The sequence below is a fragment of the Pseudophaeobacter sp. 1A09344 genome, from assembly GCF_041008745.1.
Taxonomy (GTDB): Bacteria; Pseudomonadota; Alphaproteobacteria; order Rhodobacterales; family Rhodobacteraceae; genus Phycobacter; species Phycobacter gallaeciensis_A.
On the sequence record NZ_JAXGFS010000005.1, the window covers coordinates 115,789 to 132,805 of the forward strand.

The following is a 17,017-nucleotide window of genomic DNA, read 5'->3' on the forward strand; positions in this document are numbered from 1 at the left end:
TGGCCTTGACCAGTGAGCGCCCACAGGCATTCTCCAGCCTTGTCTGCGGCCTCAAACCTCTGCTTTTTCCTTCTCGGCCCGCAGGTGCAGCAGGACCTTGGCATTCTTGCAGCAGCCGGGTGCCTCTTCGGCTTTGTCATGGGCAGCGAGCCAGCGTTCGCAAGTCTCGATACCCTCGCAGGCCCGGCAGCGGTTGACCATATCCGCCCAGTCCTCGGAACTGATGCGGCCTGCCTCAAAGGCCTCGACCAGATCGGCCTCGGTGGTTTTGCCCATTAGCCCCAGAAGCCTCAGGTGATACAGCGCGTCCCCCAATGGATGCATGTCTTGATCCTCCCCAAAGGCTGCCAGATCAGGCAACCGGTTCGCGCAGATACCCCAGCAGATCGCGGTTGCGGCAGTAATCAGGAGTGTCTGCCGCCTCATCTGCACGCGCGGGTGAATGCAACCACTTCTGGCAGGTCTCGGGATGGGCGCAGCGGGTGCAGCGCAGCACCGCTTCGGCGATTTCATCGAAATTCAGCCGCCCCGCGATGGCCTCTTCCTGAAGATCCAGCCCAACCGCCTGCCCCATTTCATCAAAAAGGGCCGCGTGCGTCTTCAGTTTAGCTTTGTCCTTGATCCCGCAATCATCCATCGCGCGTTCTCCTGGCTGCGTGTCACGCCAGAAAATACCACAGGCCCGGCCCCGGACCTTGATGCAGGTCAATCGCGTAACGCGGGCCTAGGCGGGGTTCAGATAGGCGCGCACCGCGTCCTGAACCCGGCGAAAGCGGTCGCCGCCCAGTTTCTTGCCGCCATACCAGCGGGTGACGATGATCAGGTGATCTTGCAGCCCTTCCCGCTCCATCATCCGCAGGATCACCATCCCGGCGCCGCTCTCTCCGTCGTCGGCCTTGAGCGCGCCCGTCGGCAGCATCGCCGCCCAGGTGTTATGGGTGGCCTTGGCGTAGGCGCGGTCGGTTTTCAGTGCCGCCAGCACCGCGTCGACTTCGGCGCGTGACGTAACCCGGGCGCCGGTCACCGCATAGCGTGACCCCCGGTCGGTCAGGACCACGCCCAATTTTTTCATCTCGGGCGCTGCATCTGCAGAGTTTTCCGCCATGATCAATTCAGCCCGTAGCGGGTGATGGTCTGCTGCACCACACGCACCCGGTCCGGATTGGCCGGATGGCTGCCAAGAAATTTGTCGCCAGGATCCGGCAGGCGATAGAAGAACTGCACGCCAACGCTGGGCCGGTATCCGGCCTGATGCGTAATGATGGTGCCGAGCTGATCCGCCTCCAGTTCGAATTCCTTCGAATATCCGCGCGCACCGACAATGGCGCCCAGATCCTGTGCGTTGGAGATATCCGCCGCACTGCCTCCGGCAAGGGTGGCAAGCCCGGCTAGCAACACCGAACCCGCCACCGCATTCTGCTGCTGGCGCGCCAGATGCGCGCGGATATGGTGCGCAGCCTCGTGCGACATGACAAAGGCCAGCTCATCCGCGTTGGCGATCTGCCCCAGCATGGAGCGGGTGAAGGTGATTACCGGGCGGCCGGACTGCGACAGGCTCTGATAGGCATTCGGCGGCGCCTTGGCGTCGGGATCGATCCGGATCAGATAGTCGCAATTCATGCCACTGGTCTGCGTCCGGCAGGTGCGTTCGGCCACCGGTTCAACCCGGCTGGCGACTGTGGCAAAGGTTGCCCGAGCTTCGGCTGGCGAAAGGCCAGATACCTGTGCCCCGGGTGTTGCCGGAGCAACCGCTCCGCCGCCGGGCGGCGGGGCACCGGGAACGCCGCAGGCGCTCAAAACACTGAGTGCGCAAAGCGAGACTGTTTTCAGAATGGAGCGCATCGGCCTGTCCTTGACGTCATCGTCCGATCATAGGCCGGGACCCAACCGAGGTTCAATCGCAGACAGCCGGATTCTGCAGCCGTCAGCGGAGGTTCGCGTCACATTTCTGGTGCGCGCGCAAACACTTGCCAATCACAGCACCAAGGTGGCAACATCGGGATATGTTTACCATCGAACACGAATTCGACTCGACCGTCGTTACCCTGGTGGATGAGGGCGAGCGCCCTTTGCTGGAAGATGTGACCATCAACGCCTTTGCGGAATGCGTGACTGTGGAGCAATTCGATCCTCGCACCGACAGGGTAGAAAAGATCACCCTCTCCTACAGCCAGCTGCGCGATCTGGCCGCTGCGCTTGACCTACCCGAAGGCGTTTATCGCCTGGTTCCGGATGAGGCCACGCCGCAGGATCCCGCATCTGGTTCATGAGCCGCGATAGACGAAAACCTTGTCCCGTGATGTGGCGCCCCGGCGCAGCTCCAGAGCAGAGGGCGCAACGCCCATGGCCCGGGCCAGTAAATCCGCGACTGCGGCATTGGCCTTGCCGTTTTCCGGCGCCACGGTGACCGAGACCTTCAGCCCCGCCTCGGTCCGGGTGATCGCGTTGCGCGCCGCCTTTGGCGTGGCCCGCACCTGGATCTCCAGCCCCGCAACGGCCAGGTCCGCAAGGTCCGGTAGATCTTTCTTCTTTGGTTTTCCCATGTCGATTTGATGCCCTGCCGCCCCTCAAAACACCAGCACCAATTGCAATGCTGCAACGGTCCGAAACAAGCTGCTGTACAGCAAGCCACGATCGCTTCAAAATGCGTGAGGTTAAGTTACGCGGTTCGCACCGCCTGAGATGTGTTTGGTTGGGCCTGCGCGGCTCCTGTGTATTCGGTGTTACCTCCTATGGACAAAAAATCGATCATTCTTGATTTCCTGAATGCCGCCCTCGGAGATCCCGGTGACTTCGATTTGGGTCGGTATTTCACCGAGGAGGCGACCTTTTGCGGACCTGTCACCGGAGGCCAGATCATTCCGATGATGGAATGGGTCGAATTCAAACTCGTTGTACAGGGCTTGGTCGGACCGTCCTCCTTTGAGGTTATGAATGCGATCGAACAGGACGACTGGATCTCGATGCGCATTCGCATTTCAGCCAAGTGCCTTTCGACCGCGGAAATGATTGTCGCCTACGATTGTCTCATGGCGCGGTTTGAAGGGGACCGGATTGCTGAATACATCGGTCACATGGATTACTTCACCTTCTTCCAGGACCTTGGTTTGATCCCGCCCGGCTCGTTGCATGCCTGCCTCAGCGGCCAGCGCATGGTCTGGGAATAATTGCTGCCGCACCGCGCGCCGCGATAATCACCGAACCGCCCCTTGAAAAACACGCGCCAGCCAGCATATAAAACCTTGATGTAAAAAGGTTTCACATATGCCCGAACAGAATGCTGCCGCCCTTGATTTCCTTCTGAACCGCCGCTCCCGCCCCGCGAAGACGTTGGTCGCACCGGTCCCCAGCCGGGACGAGTTGCAGGTTCTGCTGACCGCCGCCGCCCGCACGCCCGATCACGGCAAGCTGGAGCCCTGGCGCTTCATCGTCATCGAAAAACCCGCCATGGGACGGCTTGCAGAGCTGACCACAGCCGCAGGTGAGCGGCTGGGAAAATCGCCCGAGGATATCGCCAAGGGGCGCAGCCAGTTCGAGCTTGGCCAACTGGCCGTCGCGGTGATTGAGGTGCAGACCGACAGCCCCAAGATCCCGGCCATCGAACAAACCTATTCCGCGGGCGCTGTCTGCCTTGCGCTGCTCAATGCGGCGCTGGCGGCCGGATGGGGGGCGAATTGGCTCTCAGGCTGGGTTAGCCACGACCGCCAGTTCTGCGAAGAGGCCCTGTCGCTGGCGCCGCACGAACGCATCGCCGGCTTCATCCATATTGCCACCGAAGGTACCAAGCCGCCGGAACGCCCGCGCCCGGATCTGGAGCGCATCACCAGCTGGATCAGCACATGATCTTTGACGCCTTTTTCAAGTCCCTGGCCCAGACCGGCGATCCGCGCTTTCGCAGGGTTCTTTTTCTGGGTGTCGGGCTGACCTTTGCGCTGCTGATCGCCACATATGTGCTGTTCTTCTTTCTGGTGCAGTGGCTGGTCGGCCCGCAGGTCACACTGCCCCTGTTCGGGGAGGTGACATGGCTGGACGATATCCTGTCCTTCGGGTCGATCCTTCTGATGATGGGGCTGTCGGTCTTTCTGATGGTCCCGGTCGCTTCGGCCATCACTTCGATGTTTCTGGATCAGGTGGCACAGGCGGTTGAGGACAAGCATTTCCCTCAGCTCCCCCCTGCCTCTGATCCAACGATCGTGGAGGCGCTGCGCGACACGGTCAATTTCCTTGGCGTGCTGATCGCCGCGAACCTGCTGGCGCTGGTGCTTTATCTGATGTTCCCGCCCATCGCGATGTTCATTTTCTGGGGGCTGAACGGGTTCTTTCTGGGCCGGGAATACTTCACCCTGGCCGCCGCCAGACGCATCGGAATGCCCGAGGCCCGCAAGATGCGGCGCAAGCACATGGGAACCATTTGGATCGCAGGCACGTTGATGGCGATGCCGCTGTCAGTGCCGCTGGTGAACCTGGTGATCCCGATCCTGGGCGCGGCCACCTTCACCCATATATTCCACAGCCTGTGGCGCAGGGCCTGACGGCGAACAGATCAACTGTCCGGGGGCATCCCCCCGGGCCGCGTTTTCTCAAGAGGCGCTATTTTGGATCGGGCAGCCGGTCGAACCAATCGAAATCATTCACGCTGATCACTCCGGACAGGATTATTCCTGCCACGATGGCCCAGATCACGAAGGCTGCGATGGTGGTGATCACCGCCTTCTGCTTCAGATAATGGTTTTCGGGCGCGCCGGCATGGGTGCCGGGCACGATCTCCCCCTTGTCACCTTGTGTCTCAAGCCGGATCGGAATGACGATCAGGAAGGTCATGAACCAGATCACCGCATAAAGCACCAGTCCCGATGTAATTCCCATAGCGCACCTTTATTGTATATCCGCGCGCCGACGTCCGGCGCTGGCCTCAGGTAGCCTCAAACCTGCTCCAGTTCCACCAGGCAGCCGTTGAAATCTTTGGGGTGCAGGAAAAGAACCGGCTTGCCATGGGCACCGATCTTCGGCTCGCCAGAGCCCAAAACCCGCGCACCCTGCGCCTTCAGGTGATCCCGCGCAGCCAGGATATCCTCAACCTCGTAGCAGACGTGGTGAATGCCACCAGCGGGGTTCTTTTCCAGGAAGCCATTGATGGGCGAGTCATCCCCCAGCGGGTAAAGCAGCTCAATCTTGGTGTTGGGCAGCTCTATGAAGACAACTGTGACACCATGATCGGGCTCATCCTGCGGTGCGCCGACCTTGGCGCCCAACGCATCACGGTACTGAGCCGAGGCCGCCTCAAGGTCGGGCACGGCAATCGCGACATGGTTCAAACGACCGATCATGATGTGTATTCTCCTCTCAAATCCTGTTCGACTTCCTTATGCTGAGACCAGCCAATGGGGGCAAGTGCGCCAATGCGCACGGCGCGCGCTACCGGGCGGCTGCAGAGAACACCGGGCAACCGCAGGCAATCATGGGGAAAACCCGCAGCCTTGGCATCTCCTGCATCGCGTTAACCTCTAATTAGCCTCAAATCCATAGCGTCAGTCAGTATCCCGCAAGGAGTATGAGTAATGGACGATTCGGAACTGTTTGCAGCCGCCCACCGTCTCCCGACGAAACGGCGCCCTCTTCTTGGTCTGACCATTCTGGTGGTCGAGGACAGTCGCTTTGCCTGCGAAGCGCTGCGCCTGCTCTGTTTGCGCAGCGGCGCCCGTATCCGGCGCGCCGATTGCCTGAAATCCGCCCGCCGACACCTGAAGGAATACCGCCCTTCCGTCGTGATTGCCGATGTGGGGCTACCGGATGGCTCCGGCACGGAACTGATCGCCGAGATCAATCAGGGATCACCGCGGGTTTCCGTCATCCTTGGCATTTCCGGCGACGAAAGCCTTGAAGAAGAGACGCTCAAGGCTGGCGCCGACGGCTTCCTCGCCAAGCCGATCACCTCGCTGGCGGCATTCCAGCATGCGATCCTGTCGCGCCTGCCCGCCGACCGGCAGCCCGCCAGCCTGCAGGACCTGTCGGATGAAACCATCGAGCCGGATTTCCTCGCCTTTCAGGACGATATGGCCCATGCGGCAGATGTTCTGAACGAAGACCATGAAGGCAACACGCTGGACTATCTGACGCAGTTCATTGGCGGTGTCGCACGCAGTGCAGGCGACAAGCCGCTCGCCAATGCCGCGGCAAGCCTTGCCCAGGCCCGCATGGCTGGCCGCCCCATTGGCCCGGATACAGCAATGCTGGCCGGAATGGTGCAGGAACGTCTCGAACGGAAAATCGCGATCTGACATGCTCGAAGTGATTCTGATCGGCTCGGCCACGCTGGCCATCGTGCTCTATCTGCAGGCGCGCCAAGCCGCCCGCGAAATCCGCCAGAACCGCGATCGCAACACGCGGGAACCGATGGTTATCTACCGCCACGAGCATTGACCTCTGCACGGCGAAACAGGCCCAGGACCTCGGGGCCGCTATCGCCGCCTGAAGCGGTTCTATCCTTTTGACCCGACCAGCGCGGCGCCCCCTCAGGGTCACCGCAGCAGGCCAAGATCATCCTCCATCCGCAGCCCCGGAAACACGGTTTGCTCCAATTCGGCCACCCCTACCCCGGTCAGGCCGCGCAGGATCCAGGCCGCGGGTGCACGCACGTCCGCCGTCGGCATCAGGTCACGCCGGTCATAGAGCGCGGCTTCCTCCAGCCCCGGCCAGCGCCCGTAGATCCGGCCGCCGCGGATCGCCCCGCCCGCCAGCAGCATCGCGCCACCGGTTCCGTGATCGGTGCCACCGGTGCCGTTCTCCCGCGCTGTGCGACCAAATTCCGTCATCGCGACCACCGCCGTCTTGTCCCAGACATCGGCGCCGACACCGGCCCTCAACTCCAGCACGGTGTCGGACAACCGGCCCAGCGCCGATTTCAACGCCCTGTCCTGCCGGTTGTGGGTATCCCACCCATTAATCGAAAAGGCCGCAATGCGAGTGTCGGCGCGCAATTGCTGCGCCGCATAGGCCGCAATCTTCAGATGAGCCTTGCCCCGAGCCGGTACCGGCATGGTCATTCCACCCGCCATGCCCATCTGCCCGCCCTGCATGTCAACTTGCGTGTCTTCGCCAGACAGCGGCAACCCCGGCGCCTCGCGTGACAAGTCTAGCGCCTCGGACAAGGCACCGTGAAACAGCGCATCATCCTCCATCAGCAGCCCGACCAGACGTTCGGCCTGCGGGCTCATCATCAGAGCGGCATCCGGAGACCAGTCCGCCACAGGCGCCGCACCATTCAGAAGCTTCATCTCCCCCTGCCCCAAGGCAAAAGCGGTGCGCGCCTCGATCCCGCTTTGCTGCTGCAACAAGCGGTTCAGCCAGCCATCGCGCGCCTGTTCCAGCCCCGGCGTACCCGCCTCCAGCAGGTCCTGACCGTCGAAATGGCTGCGCTTGTCCCGGTAAGGTGTCGAAACCGCGTGGACAAAGGCCAACTCCTCGGACCGCCACAGCGGCATCAGCGGCGACAGGGCCGGATGCAGGGCAAAGAACCCATCCAGATCCAAACCGCCGTGGTCCGGGCCGCCGCGCAGTTTCTGCCGCAGAGCGGGATAGGCAGGATCGCCATAGGGCTGCACCACGTCCAGCGCATCCATGCCGCCGCGCAGGATGATCACCACCAGCCGCCGGTTCCAGGGGGCCGAGGCAAAGCTGACCGGCGTCAGCAGCGGGCTGGCGGCCAGCGAACAGCCAAGCGCTGCGCCGCGTGCAAGGAAGCTTCTCCGGGAATGTCTCATGATCAATCCTCCTGCTAACGGCGCTGAAAGGCCGGGGCGCTCAGCACCAGAGCGACCCCTTCGGCCCGGGTTTCGGCTGCCGAGGCGGCAAACAGCACCTTGCCATCGGCAAAACTGCCTAGGGCTATTCCGGCAAATCCGCGTGGATCGGGAAGATCGGCCACTAGCCGCTGCGGCGCCGCAAAAGCCCAGCGCAGGCGGGCCGACAGGCCCTGCGGCGTGATCCAGGCGGCATCATCCTCGCTCCATCCATCCGGCCCGGCAGGATCTTCCCATTTCTGTCCCATCAGCGTCAGCGGCGCCGCAAAAATCCGATTGAGCTGCCCGCGCTTGAACCCCGTCACCCGGTCTGCGTCCACCGGCAGCGCCCGGCAGGCCGACGCCACGAAATCAAAGGGCGGCTTTACATTGCGCAGCTCCGGCGCCCAGGCGGCGGGATGCTCCAGCAAGGCGGCGTAGACATCCGGCAGGTAACCACCAGACTGACGGAACCGCTCTGCCACATGCTCAACCAGATCCGCGTCCGGCTGGTCCGAGGTGAAATGCACCGCCAGTTTGCGGGCAATGTGCCGGGCCGTGGCCGGATGACGCGCGAGATCGCGCAGCGCCTGCAAAACCGGCTCCAACCGCCCTTTCTCTGCGCCATAGGAGCGGCCAAGGACCTGCTCGCTGCCGGGCTCTGCCAGGCCGGGGCGGAAGTTAAACCCTTCTTTGCGATTGAAACTGAGCCCGGTAAAGAGCTCCGCCAATTGCCGCACATCCGTCTGACTATAGGGGCCATCCACCCCCAGCGTGTGCAATTCCAGCACCTCGCGGGCGAGGTTTTCATTGAGACCGGCACTGCGTTTGCGCCGCTGCGCGACAGGACTGTTCGGCCCGACCGAACTGTTCTGATCCAGATAATGCAGCATCAGCGGGCTGGTCACCACCGCGATCAGCAGATCTTCGAACCGGCCCGCAACATGGGGGCGGATCGCGGTCTCGGCATAGGGGGTTGCCAGATGCCGAAAGGCATTACGCCGCCCCTTGGCGGTGAAATGATCGGCCCAGAACAGGGTCAGCCGTTCCCGCAGGCCATCCGATGTATCGGCATAGCGCAGCAGACGCTGGGCAAAATTTTGCAAACGATCCGTTCGTTTCTGCTGCCGAAAGGTGCGGTAGCGCGCGTCCGCCGCCTCATACTCCGGCTGACCGCGCAGCTTGCGCCGTTCTCTTGCGAGCGCCTGAAACGTCACTGAATCGGCAAAGGCCGCATCAAAATCCTGCACCGGATAGGCGCGCGCCATCTCATCGGCGCCGGTCAGGCGCTGCAACATCGCCTCGGGCGATTGCGGCGGTGCCAGCCGGGGTGACAACCCGCAGCCAAACCGGATCTCGGCCAGTTCAGGATCAAACCGCATCTGTCATTGCTCCGGCCCCATTTTCATTTCGGGATCAACAGGTCTCGATCTCCATAGTAGGCCAGAACCTCCGTGGCACCCACACCCATCACTTACTGATACGCGAGGATTTGCCGGTTCCGTCGCAGCAGGAACAAAAAAGCCCGGAGACCATGCTCCGGGCTTTTTGAATTGTCTTGGCAAGGCTCTTAGGCCTTACTGATCCTGCGGAATGACGCGCAGTCCCAGTTCCATCAGCTGCTCCGACATCGGCTCGGACGGGGCCGACATCATCAGATCTTCAGCGCGCTGGTTCATCGGGAACATGATGACCTCGCGAATGTTGGCCTCATCCGCCAGCAGCATCACCATGCGGTCGATACCGGCAGCGCAGCCACCGTGCGGCGGGGCACCATATTGGAAGGCGTTGACCATGCCGCCAAAGCGCTTCTCGACCTCTTCCTTGCCATAGCCGGCAATTTCGAAAGCCTTGAACATGATTTCCGGCTTATGGTTCCGGATCGCGCCCGAGACCAGCTCGTAACCGTTGCAGGCGAGGTCATACTGATAGCCGAGCACCTTGAGCGGGTCGCCCTCCAGTGCTTCCATCCCGCCTTGCGGCATGGAGAAGGGGTTGTGCTCGAAGTCGATCTTGCCAGTTTCCTCGTCTGCCTCGTAGATCGGAAAGTCAACGATCCAGGCAAAGGCGAAACGGTCCTTGTCGATGAGACCCAGTTCTTCGCCGATGACGGTGCGGGCGCGGCCTGCAACGCTTTCAAAGGACTTGGGCTTGCCGCCCAGGAAGAAGGCCGCATCGCCCACGTCGAGACCCAGCTGCTGGCGGATCGCCTCGGTGCGCTCGGGACCGATGTTCTTGGCCAGCGGACCGGCGGCCTCATTGCCCAGAACGATCTCGCCCGCCTTGATCTTGGCGTTGACTTCCTTGACGGAAATGCCCTGCTCCTGCGCGATGGAATCCGCCGACTGCTTGCGCCAGAAGATATAGCCCATGCCCGGCAGACCTTCCTGCTGGGCGAATTTGTTCATGCGGTCGCAGAACTTGCGGCTGCCGCCCGTGGGGGCCGGGATGGCGCGCACTTCGGTGCCTTCCTGCTCCAGCAGTTTGGCGAAGATGGCAAAGCCGGAGCCGCGGAAATGTTCCGAGCAATCCTGCATCTTGATCGGGTTGCGCAGGTCCGGCTTGTCGGTACCATACCACTTGGCGGCATCTTTGTAGGAGATCTGCGGCCATTCGCTGTCGACCTTGCGACCACCGCCGAATTCCTCGAACACGCCCTGCATCACCGGCTGGATGGTGTCAAAGACATCCTGCTGGGTGACAAAGGACATTTCCATATCGAGCTGGTAGAAATCGGTGGGCGAGCGGTCAGCCCGCGGATCCTCGTCCCGGAAACAGGGCGCGATCTGGAAGTATTTGTCAAAGCCCGAGACCATCATCAGCTGCTTGAACTGCTGCGGCGCCTGCGGCAGGGCGTAGAACTTGCCGGGGTGCAGACGGGAGGGCACAAGGAAGTCGCGCGCACCTTCGGGCGACGACGCGGTGATGATCGGGGTCTGGTATTCGTTGAACCCCTTGTCCCACATGCGCTTGCGGATCGACTGGATCATGTTCGAGCGCAGAACCATGTTGTTCTGCATCTTCTCGCGGCGCAGGTCGAGGTAGCGATAGCGCAGGCGAGTTTCCTCGGGGTATTCCTGCTCGCCAAAGACCATAAGCGGCAGTTCCTCGGCTTTGCCGAGAACCTCGATATCGCGGATGAAGACTTCGATCTCGCCGGTCGGGATCTTCGGGTTCACCAGGCTTTCGTCGCGCGCCAGCACATTGCCATCGATGCGGATACACCATTCCGAACGCACTTTTTCGATCTCCGCAAAGACCGGGCTATCGGGGTCAGCCATGACCTGGGTGATGCCATAGTGGTCGCGCAGGTCGATGAACAGCAGGCCGCCGTGGTCGCGGACCCGGTGGACCCAGCCAGACAGGCGCACGGTATCGCCCACGTTGGATTTGTTCAGTTCGGCGCAGGTATGGCTGCGGTATGCGTGCATTGGCTGACCTTTCGTGTCGCGGGTCGTCTCTCGGGGCATCTGTCCGGGCGGACCATCAATCGGGATATGCGCCAAAGCGGCGCGGAATTCGTCCGGGCTGGTACACTAGGTTGCGGCTCTCTTGTCAAGCAAACAGGGCGCATTCGCCCCGTCAGATGCCCGTTTTTGCCCTCTCGCCACGTCGGCGCAAAGGCTCCCGCCCCTTCTGCACCCCATCGCTGCGCGATCCGGCCAGACGTGTTGGGCGTGGCGCCCCGCCTTCGGCGCGGCGCGGGCCGCACTTTGGCGCCACCCCAGCGCGCCGCTCGGCGCGCTGCCGGGCCCAAGGGCAAAGGGCCGCTGGCACTCGCCAGGGGCTCTGGTCCGCGGGAGCGCCCCCGCCCTTTTCAGATCAGTTTCAGACCAGCTTGGCCGGGATCAACCCGCGCAGGGAATTGCCCATATGAATGGATTGCGCCCCCTTCAGGTCCTCAAGGCTCAGCACCGCTTCGGTGCATTGGCCGCGCTCCAACAATTCCTGCCGCAGGATGCCGGGCAGAAGGCCGCAGCCGAGCGGCGGCGTCACCACCTGCCCACCTGCGAGCGTCACAAAAATATTGGTAATGGTGCCTTCGCAAACCTCAGCGCGCTGATTGAGGAAAACCAGCTCGTCGATGCCTGCCGACAGAGCTGCCCGGGCGCTGTCATAAAACGCGCGGCGGGTGGTCTTGTGCCGTAGCCACGGGTCGTCGGCATCAAGCCGGATGTCTGCGATGCCCAGCCGCCACTCTGCTGGGGGTTCCCCCAGTGGCGCAGTGGTCATGTCAAATCGCCCCTCCACGTCGAGCGTCAGCCGACAGCGCAGCGGTGTATCACTGACGATTTCTGCCAACATCGCCTCGGAATGCCCGGGTTCGAAGGGAATGCCAAACGCCGCCGCGCTGCGCCTCATCCGGGCCAGATGGCGCGGCTGGTGCCGCCCACCCTCGCCCGGATGCCAGCCCAGCGTTTCGATCAGGCGGAAAGCGGGATCACCCTTGATGGTGTCACTGATGGTGTCGCAGGTTGCGTCATCTGGGCGAACCGTGCTTTCCATAGCGCTTCCTCATATTCTGATGTGGCGGTGCTGTCCCAGACCACGCCGCCGCCCACGTTCAGTGTTGCGCGGCCGTCCTCCAGCATCACCGTACGGATTGCAACATTGAACGACGAGGCGCCATCCGGGGCGGCCCAGCCGATGGTGCCGCAGTAGATGTCACGCGGCCAGGGTTCCAGATCCGCTAGGATCTCCATCGCGCGGATCTTGGGGGCGCCGGTGATCGACCCGCAGGGGAACAACGCCGCAAAGATCTCGGCCAGCCCGGCATCCGGCCGCAATCGCGCCCGTACCAGCGACACCATCTGATGCACGGTGGCGTAGCTCTCGACCGCGAACAGTTCCGGCACATGCACCGATCCGGTCTCCGCCACGCGGCTGATGTCATTGCGCAGAAGATCAACGATCATCAGGTTCTCGGCCCGGTTCTTTTCGTCCTGACGCAGGAAGTCACGGCAGCGCGCGTCCTCCACCGGATCGTTGCTGCGCGGCTGGGTGCCTTTCATCGGGCGCGTTTCGATGAGGCCCGAGGCGTCGGTGCGGAAGAACAGCTCGGGAGAGCGCGACAGAAGGTCCGGCAGCCCGTCCTGTTCGACCAGCACACCGTGGCCGACCGCCTGCCTTGCCTGCAGCGCGGCATAAAGCGCCTCTGCGCTGCCATGGGCTTCGGCATCGATGGGAAAGGTCAGGTTGGCCTGATAGATGTCGCCCTTGCCGATGTTGCGGTTCACCTCGGCGAAGGCCTCGGCGTAGCGAACATAGCTCCAGCGTGGCGTGATATCCCCAAGCCCAGCTCCACCCGGCAGCACGCCGGGCAGCGCCCGTCCGCCCCCCCGGGCGGGCGCTTCGCTTTCCGCCCGCGGACGAGCGCTGCCCTCAATGTCCTGTTGCCGCGGCTCCTCATAGACCCCGAAACAGATCAACGGCAGCCGCCGCCCGTCCGGCATCCGGTTCGCCAGCTTTGGCTCCAGCGCATAGCCCAGCTCATACGTGGCATAGCCCGCCAGCCAATGCCCGGCCCGCCGCGCCGCGTCGAGCGCCGCCAGCGCCGCGGGCACCTGGTCTGCCTCGTCCGCACGGATCACACGCAGCGGCTGATCGAAACACGTCCCGGCCCCCGTGGGCCCCTGATCAAAGCGAATCCGCACCGGATCTGTCTCCTAAAGCTCTCGCCTCCTCATATATGCGTTCGCAATGCGCACAAAGGGGGTGGATGCGGCATTTTCCGATCCGTTTCCGATCCCCCTTGAACCTTTCGGCGCGGTCCCTATAACGCAGGACAATTTGGGCGCATGGGGGCGCCCGGTGACTCGACCCATATTCCGCACCCACAATCAAAGGAAGCTAGGCCATGCCAAAAAGAACCGACATCCAGTCGATCATGATCATTGGTGCGGGACCGATCATCATCGGCCAGGCCTGCGAATTCGATTATTCCGGCGCACAGGCCTGCAAGGCGCTGCGTGAAGAGGGCTACCGGGTCATCCTGGTGAACTCCAACCCGGCCACCATCATGACCGATCCGGGCCTCGCCGATGCGACCTATATCGAGCCGATCACGCCCGAAGTGGTGGCTAAGATCATCGAAAAAGAACGCCCCGATGCGCTGCTTCCGACCATGGGCGGGCAGACGGGTCTCAACACCTCGCTGGCGCTCGAAGAGATGGGTGTGCTTGAGAAATACGGCGTCGAAATGATCGGCGCCAAGCGCGAAGCCATTGAAATGGCAGAAGACCGCAAGCTGTTCCGCGAAGCGATGGATCGCCTTGGTCTGGAAAACCCGCGCGCCACGATCATCACCGCCCCCACCCGCGACAACGGCTCGGCCGATCTGGAAGCAGGCGTACAGCTGGCGCTTGAGGCGCTCGATGAGGTCGGCCTGCCCGCCATCATCCGCCCCGCCTTTACCCTGGGCGGCACCGGCGGCGGCGTCGCCTATAACCGCGAAGATTACATCCACTACTGCCGCTCGGGCATGGATGCTTCGCCGGTCAATCAGATCCTCGTCGATGAAAGCCTTCTGGGCTGGAAAGAGTACGAGATGGAGGTCGTCCGCGACAAGGCAGACAACGCGATCATCGTCTGCTCGATCGAGAACATCGACCCCATGGGCGTGCACACCGGTGATTCGATCACAGTGGCCCCGGCGCTGACCCTGACCGACAAGGAATACCAGATGATGCGCACCGCCTCGATCGAGGTGCTGCGCGAGATCGGCGTCGAAACCGGCGGCTCCAACGTGCAATGGGCCGTGAACCCCGACGATGGCCGCATGGTGGTGATCGAAATGAACCCGCGGGTGTCGCGCTCCTCAGCGCTGGCTTCCAAGGCGACCGGCTTCCCGATTGCAAAGATCGCCGCGAAACTGGCGGTGGGCTACACGCTGGACGAGTTGGACAACGACATCACCAAGGTGACACCGGCCTCCTTTGAGCCCTCCATCGACTATGTCGTCACCAAGATCCCGAAATTCGCCTTCGAGAAGTTCCCCGGCTCCGAGCCCTACCTCACCACCGCGATGAAATCCGTGGGTGAAACCATGGCCATCGGCCGCACCATCCACGAAAGCATGCAAAAGGCGCTGGCGTCGATGGAATCGGGTCTCACCGGTTTTGACGAGGTTGCCATCCCCGGCATGACCGTCGGCCAGTGGGACGAAGCCACCGGCGACGACAAGGCCGCCGTGATCAAGGCAATCAGCCAGCAGACCCCGGACCGGCTGCGCACCATCGCCCAGGCGATGCGCCATGGGCTGAGCGATGACGAGATCCAGAACGTCACCAAGTTCGACCCCTGGTTCCTGTCCCGCATCCGCGAGATCGTCGACGCCGAGCGCGAGGTGCGTAAAAACGGCCTGCCGATGCGCGAGGACCAGTTGCGGGCGCTGAAGATGCTCGGCTTTACCGATGCCCGCCTTGGCGCGCTGACCGGCCGGGACGAGGACAATGTGCGCCGCGCCCGTCATAATCTGGGCGTCACCGCAGTCTTCAAGCGGATCGACACCTGCGCCGCCGAATTCGAGGCGCAAACCCCCTATATGTACTCCACCTACGAAGCGCCGATGATGGGCGAGATCGAATGCGAATCCCGCCCGTCGGATCGCAAGAAGGTGGTCATCCTTGGCGGCGGTCCGAACCGGATCGGTCAGGGGATCGAGTTCGACTACTGCTGCTGTCACGCCTGTTTTGCGCTGACCGATGTTGGTTATGAAACCATCATGATCAACTGCAACCCGGAAACCGTGTCCACCGACTATGACACCTCGGACCGGCTGTATTTCGAACCGCTCACCTTCGAGCACGTGATGGAAATCCTGCGCGCCGAGCAAGAGAACGGCACCCTGCATGGTGTCATTGTGCAGTTCGGTGGCCAGACCCCGCTGAAACTGGCCAATGCACTGCAGGACGAAGGCATTCCGATCCTCGGCACCACGCCCGACGCCATCGACCTGGCCGAAGACCGCGAACGGTTCCAGGACCTGGTCAACAAGCTGGGCCTGAAACAGCCGCATAACGGCATTGCCTCCACCGACGCACAGGCGCTTGAGATCGCAGAGGAAATCGGCTTCCCGCTGGTGATCCGTCCGTCTTACGTGCTGGGCGGGCGCGCGATGGAGATCGTGCGCGACATGGATCAGCTGAAACGCTACATCGCCGAGGCGGTGGTGGTATCCGGCGACAGCCCGGTGCTGCTCGACAGCTATCTGGCCGGTGCGGTGGAACTTGACGTGGATGCGATCTGCGACGGCACCGACGTGCATGTAGCCGGCATCATGCAGCACATCGAAGAGGCCGGCGTTCACTCCGGCGACAGTGCCTGCTCGCTGCCGCCCTACTCCCTGTCCAAGGACATCATCGAAGAGATCAAGACCCAGACCTACGCACTGGCGAAGGCTCTGAACGTGGTCGGCCTGATGAACATCCAGTTTGCCATCAAGGACGGTGAGATCTTCCTGATCGAAGTGAACCCGCGTGCCAGCCGCACGGTACCCTTCGTCGCCAAGGCCACCGACAGCGCCATCGCCTCGATCGCGGCGCGCGTCATGGCGGGCGAGAAGCTCTCGGCCTTCCCGCAGCGGGCGCCTTATGAACCCGATGCAGGCTATGATGTCGATGTGCCGATGGCCGACCCGATGACTCTGGCCGATCCCGACATGCCCTGGTTCTCGGTCAAAGAGGCCGTTCTGCCCTTTGCCCGTTTCCCGGGTGTCGACACGCTGCTTGGGCCGGAAATGCGCTCCACCGGCGAAGTTATGGGCTGGGACCGCTCCTTTGCCGGCGCCTTCCTCAAGGCGCAGATGGGTGCCGGGATGGTGCTGCCGTCGGAAGGCCGTGCCTTCATCTCGATCAAGGATGCTGACAAAGGCGCCACAATGCTGGAGGCCGCGCGCACCCTGATCGAACAAGGCTTCACCCTGGTCGCCACCGGCGGCACCAAGGCATGGCTGGACGGGCACGGTGTGGCCTGCGAGGCGGTGAACAAGGTCTACGAGGGACGCCCGCACGTGGTGGACCTGCTGAAAGACGGCCATGTGCAGCTGTTGATGAACACGACCGAAGGCGCTCAGGCGGTCGAGGACAGCAAGGAAATGCGCTCGGTCGCGCTGTATGACAAGATTCCCTACTTCACCACCGCCGCCGGTGCCCATGCCGCCGCGCTGGCGATCAAGGCGCAGGCCGAAGGGGACGTTCAGGTCAAAAGCCTGCAGGGATAATCCCACGATCAGATAGAGA

At 62.6% G+C, this 17,017-nt stretch carries 19 protein-coding genes; 7 read left to right on the forward strand and 12 right to left on the reverse strand.

Annotation, left to right across the window (positions count from 1 at the left end; all coding sequences use genetic code 11):
- Positions 1 to 51: 51 nt before the first annotated feature.
- From SM765_RS10560 to SM765_RS10575, 4 genes are all read right to left on the reverse strand, one after another.
- Positions 52 to 324: a DUF6455 family protein gene (locus SM765_RS10560; RefSeq protein WP_274835031.1), complete on the reverse strand. Its 273-nt coding sequence runs from the start codon at positions 322 to 324 to the stop codon at positions 52 to 54.
- Positions 325 to 352: 28 nt separating this feature from the next.
- Positions 353 to 622: a DUF6455 family protein gene (locus SM765_RS10565; protein WP_065273766.1), complete on the reverse strand. Its 270-nt coding sequence runs from the start codon at positions 620 to 622 to the stop codon at positions 353 to 355.
- A gap of 102 nt (positions 623 to 724) precedes the next feature.
- Complete coding sequence (locus SM765_RS10570) at positions 725 to 1,105, reverse strand: YigZ family protein (protein ID WP_065272941.1); 381 nt, start codon at positions 1,103 to 1,105, stop codon at positions 725 to 727.
- A 2-nt stretch (positions 1,106 to 1,107) separates the two neighbouring features.
- A complete protein-coding gene (locus SM765_RS10575) occupies positions 1,108 to 1,842 on the reverse strand; it encodes a M48 family metalloprotease (protein WP_274835032.1) in 735 nt (244 codons plus the stop codon).
- 161 nt (positions 1,843 to 2,003) lie between these two features.
- Between SM765_RS10575 and SM765_RS10580 the strand changes: the two genes are divergently transcribed.
- Positions 2,004 to 2,270 carry a DUF8831 family protein gene (locus tag SM765_RS10580; protein WP_065272939.1) on the forward strand — a complete coding sequence of 89 codons (267 nt, stop codon included), beginning with the start codon at positions 2,004 to 2,006 and terminating at the stop codon, positions 2,268 to 2,270.
- Here SM765_RS10580 and SM765_RS10585 read toward each other — a convergent pair.
- Positions 2,265 to 2,543 (reverse strand): DUF167 domain-containing protein, encoded by a 279-nt coding sequence (locus SM765_RS10585; RefSeq protein WP_065272938.1) that lies wholly within the window; start codon positions 2,541 to 2,543, stop codon positions 2,265 to 2,267. The two genes, SM765_RS10580 and SM765_RS10585, sit on opposite strands and share 6 nt — an antisense overlap.
- Before the next feature lie 189 nt (positions 2,544 to 2,732).
- Here SM765_RS10585 and SM765_RS10590 point away from each other — a divergent pair, with 189 nt between their 5' ends.
- The 3 genes from SM765_RS10590 (at position 2,733) to SM765_RS10600 (ending at position 4,532) form a co-directional block, all read left to right on the forward strand.
- Complete coding sequence (locus SM765_RS10590) at positions 2,733 to 3,167, forward strand: hypothetical protein (RefSeq protein WP_065272937.1); 435 nt, start codon at positions 2,733 to 2,735, stop codon at positions 3,165 to 3,167.
- 97 nt (positions 3,168 to 3,264) lie between these two features.
- Entirely contained in the window at positions 3,265 to 3,843 is a 579-nt protein-coding gene (locus SM765_RS10595; protein ID WP_065272936.1) for a nitroreductase family protein, read from the forward strand.
- Positions 3,840 to 4,532, forward strand: a complete 693-nt coding sequence (locus SM765_RS10600) for an EI24 domain-containing protein (RefSeq protein WP_274837771.1) — start codon at positions 3,840 to 3,842, stop codon at positions 4,530 to 4,532. Before SM765_RS10595 ends, SM765_RS10600 begins: the two co-directional genes overlap by 4 nt.
- A 58-nt stretch (positions 4,533 to 4,590) precedes the next feature.
- Here the strand turns inward: SM765_RS10600 and SM765_RS10605 are convergent, their stop codons facing one another.
- Complete coding sequence (locus SM765_RS10605) at positions 4,591 to 4,866, reverse strand: DUF1467 family protein (RefSeq protein ID WP_065272934.1); 276 nt, start codon at positions 4,864 to 4,866, stop codon at positions 4,591 to 4,593.
- 56 nt (positions 4,867 to 4,922) lie between these two features.
- Positions 4,923 to 5,327 carry a methylmalonyl-CoA epimerase gene (mce, locus tag SM765_RS10610; protein WP_065272933.1) on the reverse strand — a complete coding sequence of 135 codons (405 nt, stop codon included), beginning with the start codon at positions 5,325 to 5,327 and terminating at the stop codon, positions 4,923 to 4,925.
- A 231-nt stretch (positions 5,328 to 5,558) separates the two neighbouring features.
- Between mce and SM765_RS10615 the strand changes: the two genes are divergently transcribed.
- Entirely contained in the window at positions 5,559 to 6,278 is a 720-nt protein-coding gene (locus SM765_RS10615) for a response regulator (RefSeq protein WP_065272932.1), read from the forward strand.
- 1 nt (position 6,279) lies between these two features.
- Positions 6,280 to 6,420, forward strand: a complete 141-nt coding sequence (locus SM765_RS10620; RefSeq protein ID WP_156767926.1) for a hypothetical protein — start codon at positions 6,280 to 6,282, stop codon at positions 6,418 to 6,420.
- Between the two features lie 98 nt (positions 6,421 to 6,518).
- Here SM765_RS10620 and SM765_RS10625 read toward each other — a convergent pair whose 3' ends face one another.
- The 5 genes from SM765_RS10625 to SM765_RS10645 form a co-directional block, all read right to left on the reverse strand.
- A complete protein-coding gene (locus SM765_RS10625; RefSeq protein WP_274837772.1) occupies positions 6,519 to 7,760 on the reverse strand; it encodes a DUF1501 domain-containing protein in 1,242 nt (413 codons plus the stop codon).
- A gap of 14 nt (positions 7,761 to 7,774) precedes the next feature.
- The gene (locus SM765_RS10630; RefSeq protein ID WP_274837773.1) at positions 7,775 to 9,160 is read right to left on the reverse strand and encodes a DUF1800 domain-containing protein; all 1,386 of its coding nucleotides are present in this window, start codon (positions 9,158 to 9,160) and stop codon (positions 7,775 to 7,777) included.
- Positions 9,161 to 9,355: 195 nt separating this feature from the next.
- On the reverse strand, positions 9,356 to 11,209 hold the full coding sequence (gene aspS / locus SM765_RS10635) for an aspartate--tRNA ligase (RefSeq protein ID WP_065273765.1): 1,854 nt from the start codon (positions 11,207 to 11,209) through the stop codon (positions 9,356 to 9,358).
- A 397-nt stretch (positions 11,210 to 11,606) separates the two neighbouring features.
- Positions 11,607 to 12,284, reverse strand: a complete 678-nt coding sequence (locus SM765_RS10640) for an aminotransferase class IV family protein (protein ID WP_274837774.1) — start codon at positions 12,282 to 12,284, stop codon at positions 11,607 to 11,609.
- The gene (locus SM765_RS10645) at positions 12,203 to 13,432 is read right to left on the reverse strand and encodes an aminodeoxychorismate synthase component I (protein ID WP_274837775.1); all 1,230 of its coding nucleotides are present in this window, start codon (positions 13,430 to 13,432) and stop codon (positions 12,203 to 12,205) included. The genes SM765_RS10640 and SM765_RS10645 overlap by 82 nt, the downstream gene beginning before the upstream one ends.
- 203 nt (positions 13,433 to 13,635) lie before the next feature.
- Between SM765_RS10645 and carB the strand changes: the two genes are divergently transcribed.
- Positions 13,636 to 16,998 (forward strand): carbamoyl-phosphate synthase large subunit, encoded by a 3,363-nt coding sequence (carB, locus tag SM765_RS10650; protein WP_274837776.1) that lies wholly within the window; start codon positions 13,636 to 13,638, stop codon positions 16,996 to 16,998.
- Positions 16,999 to 17,017: the final 19 nt, after the last annotated feature.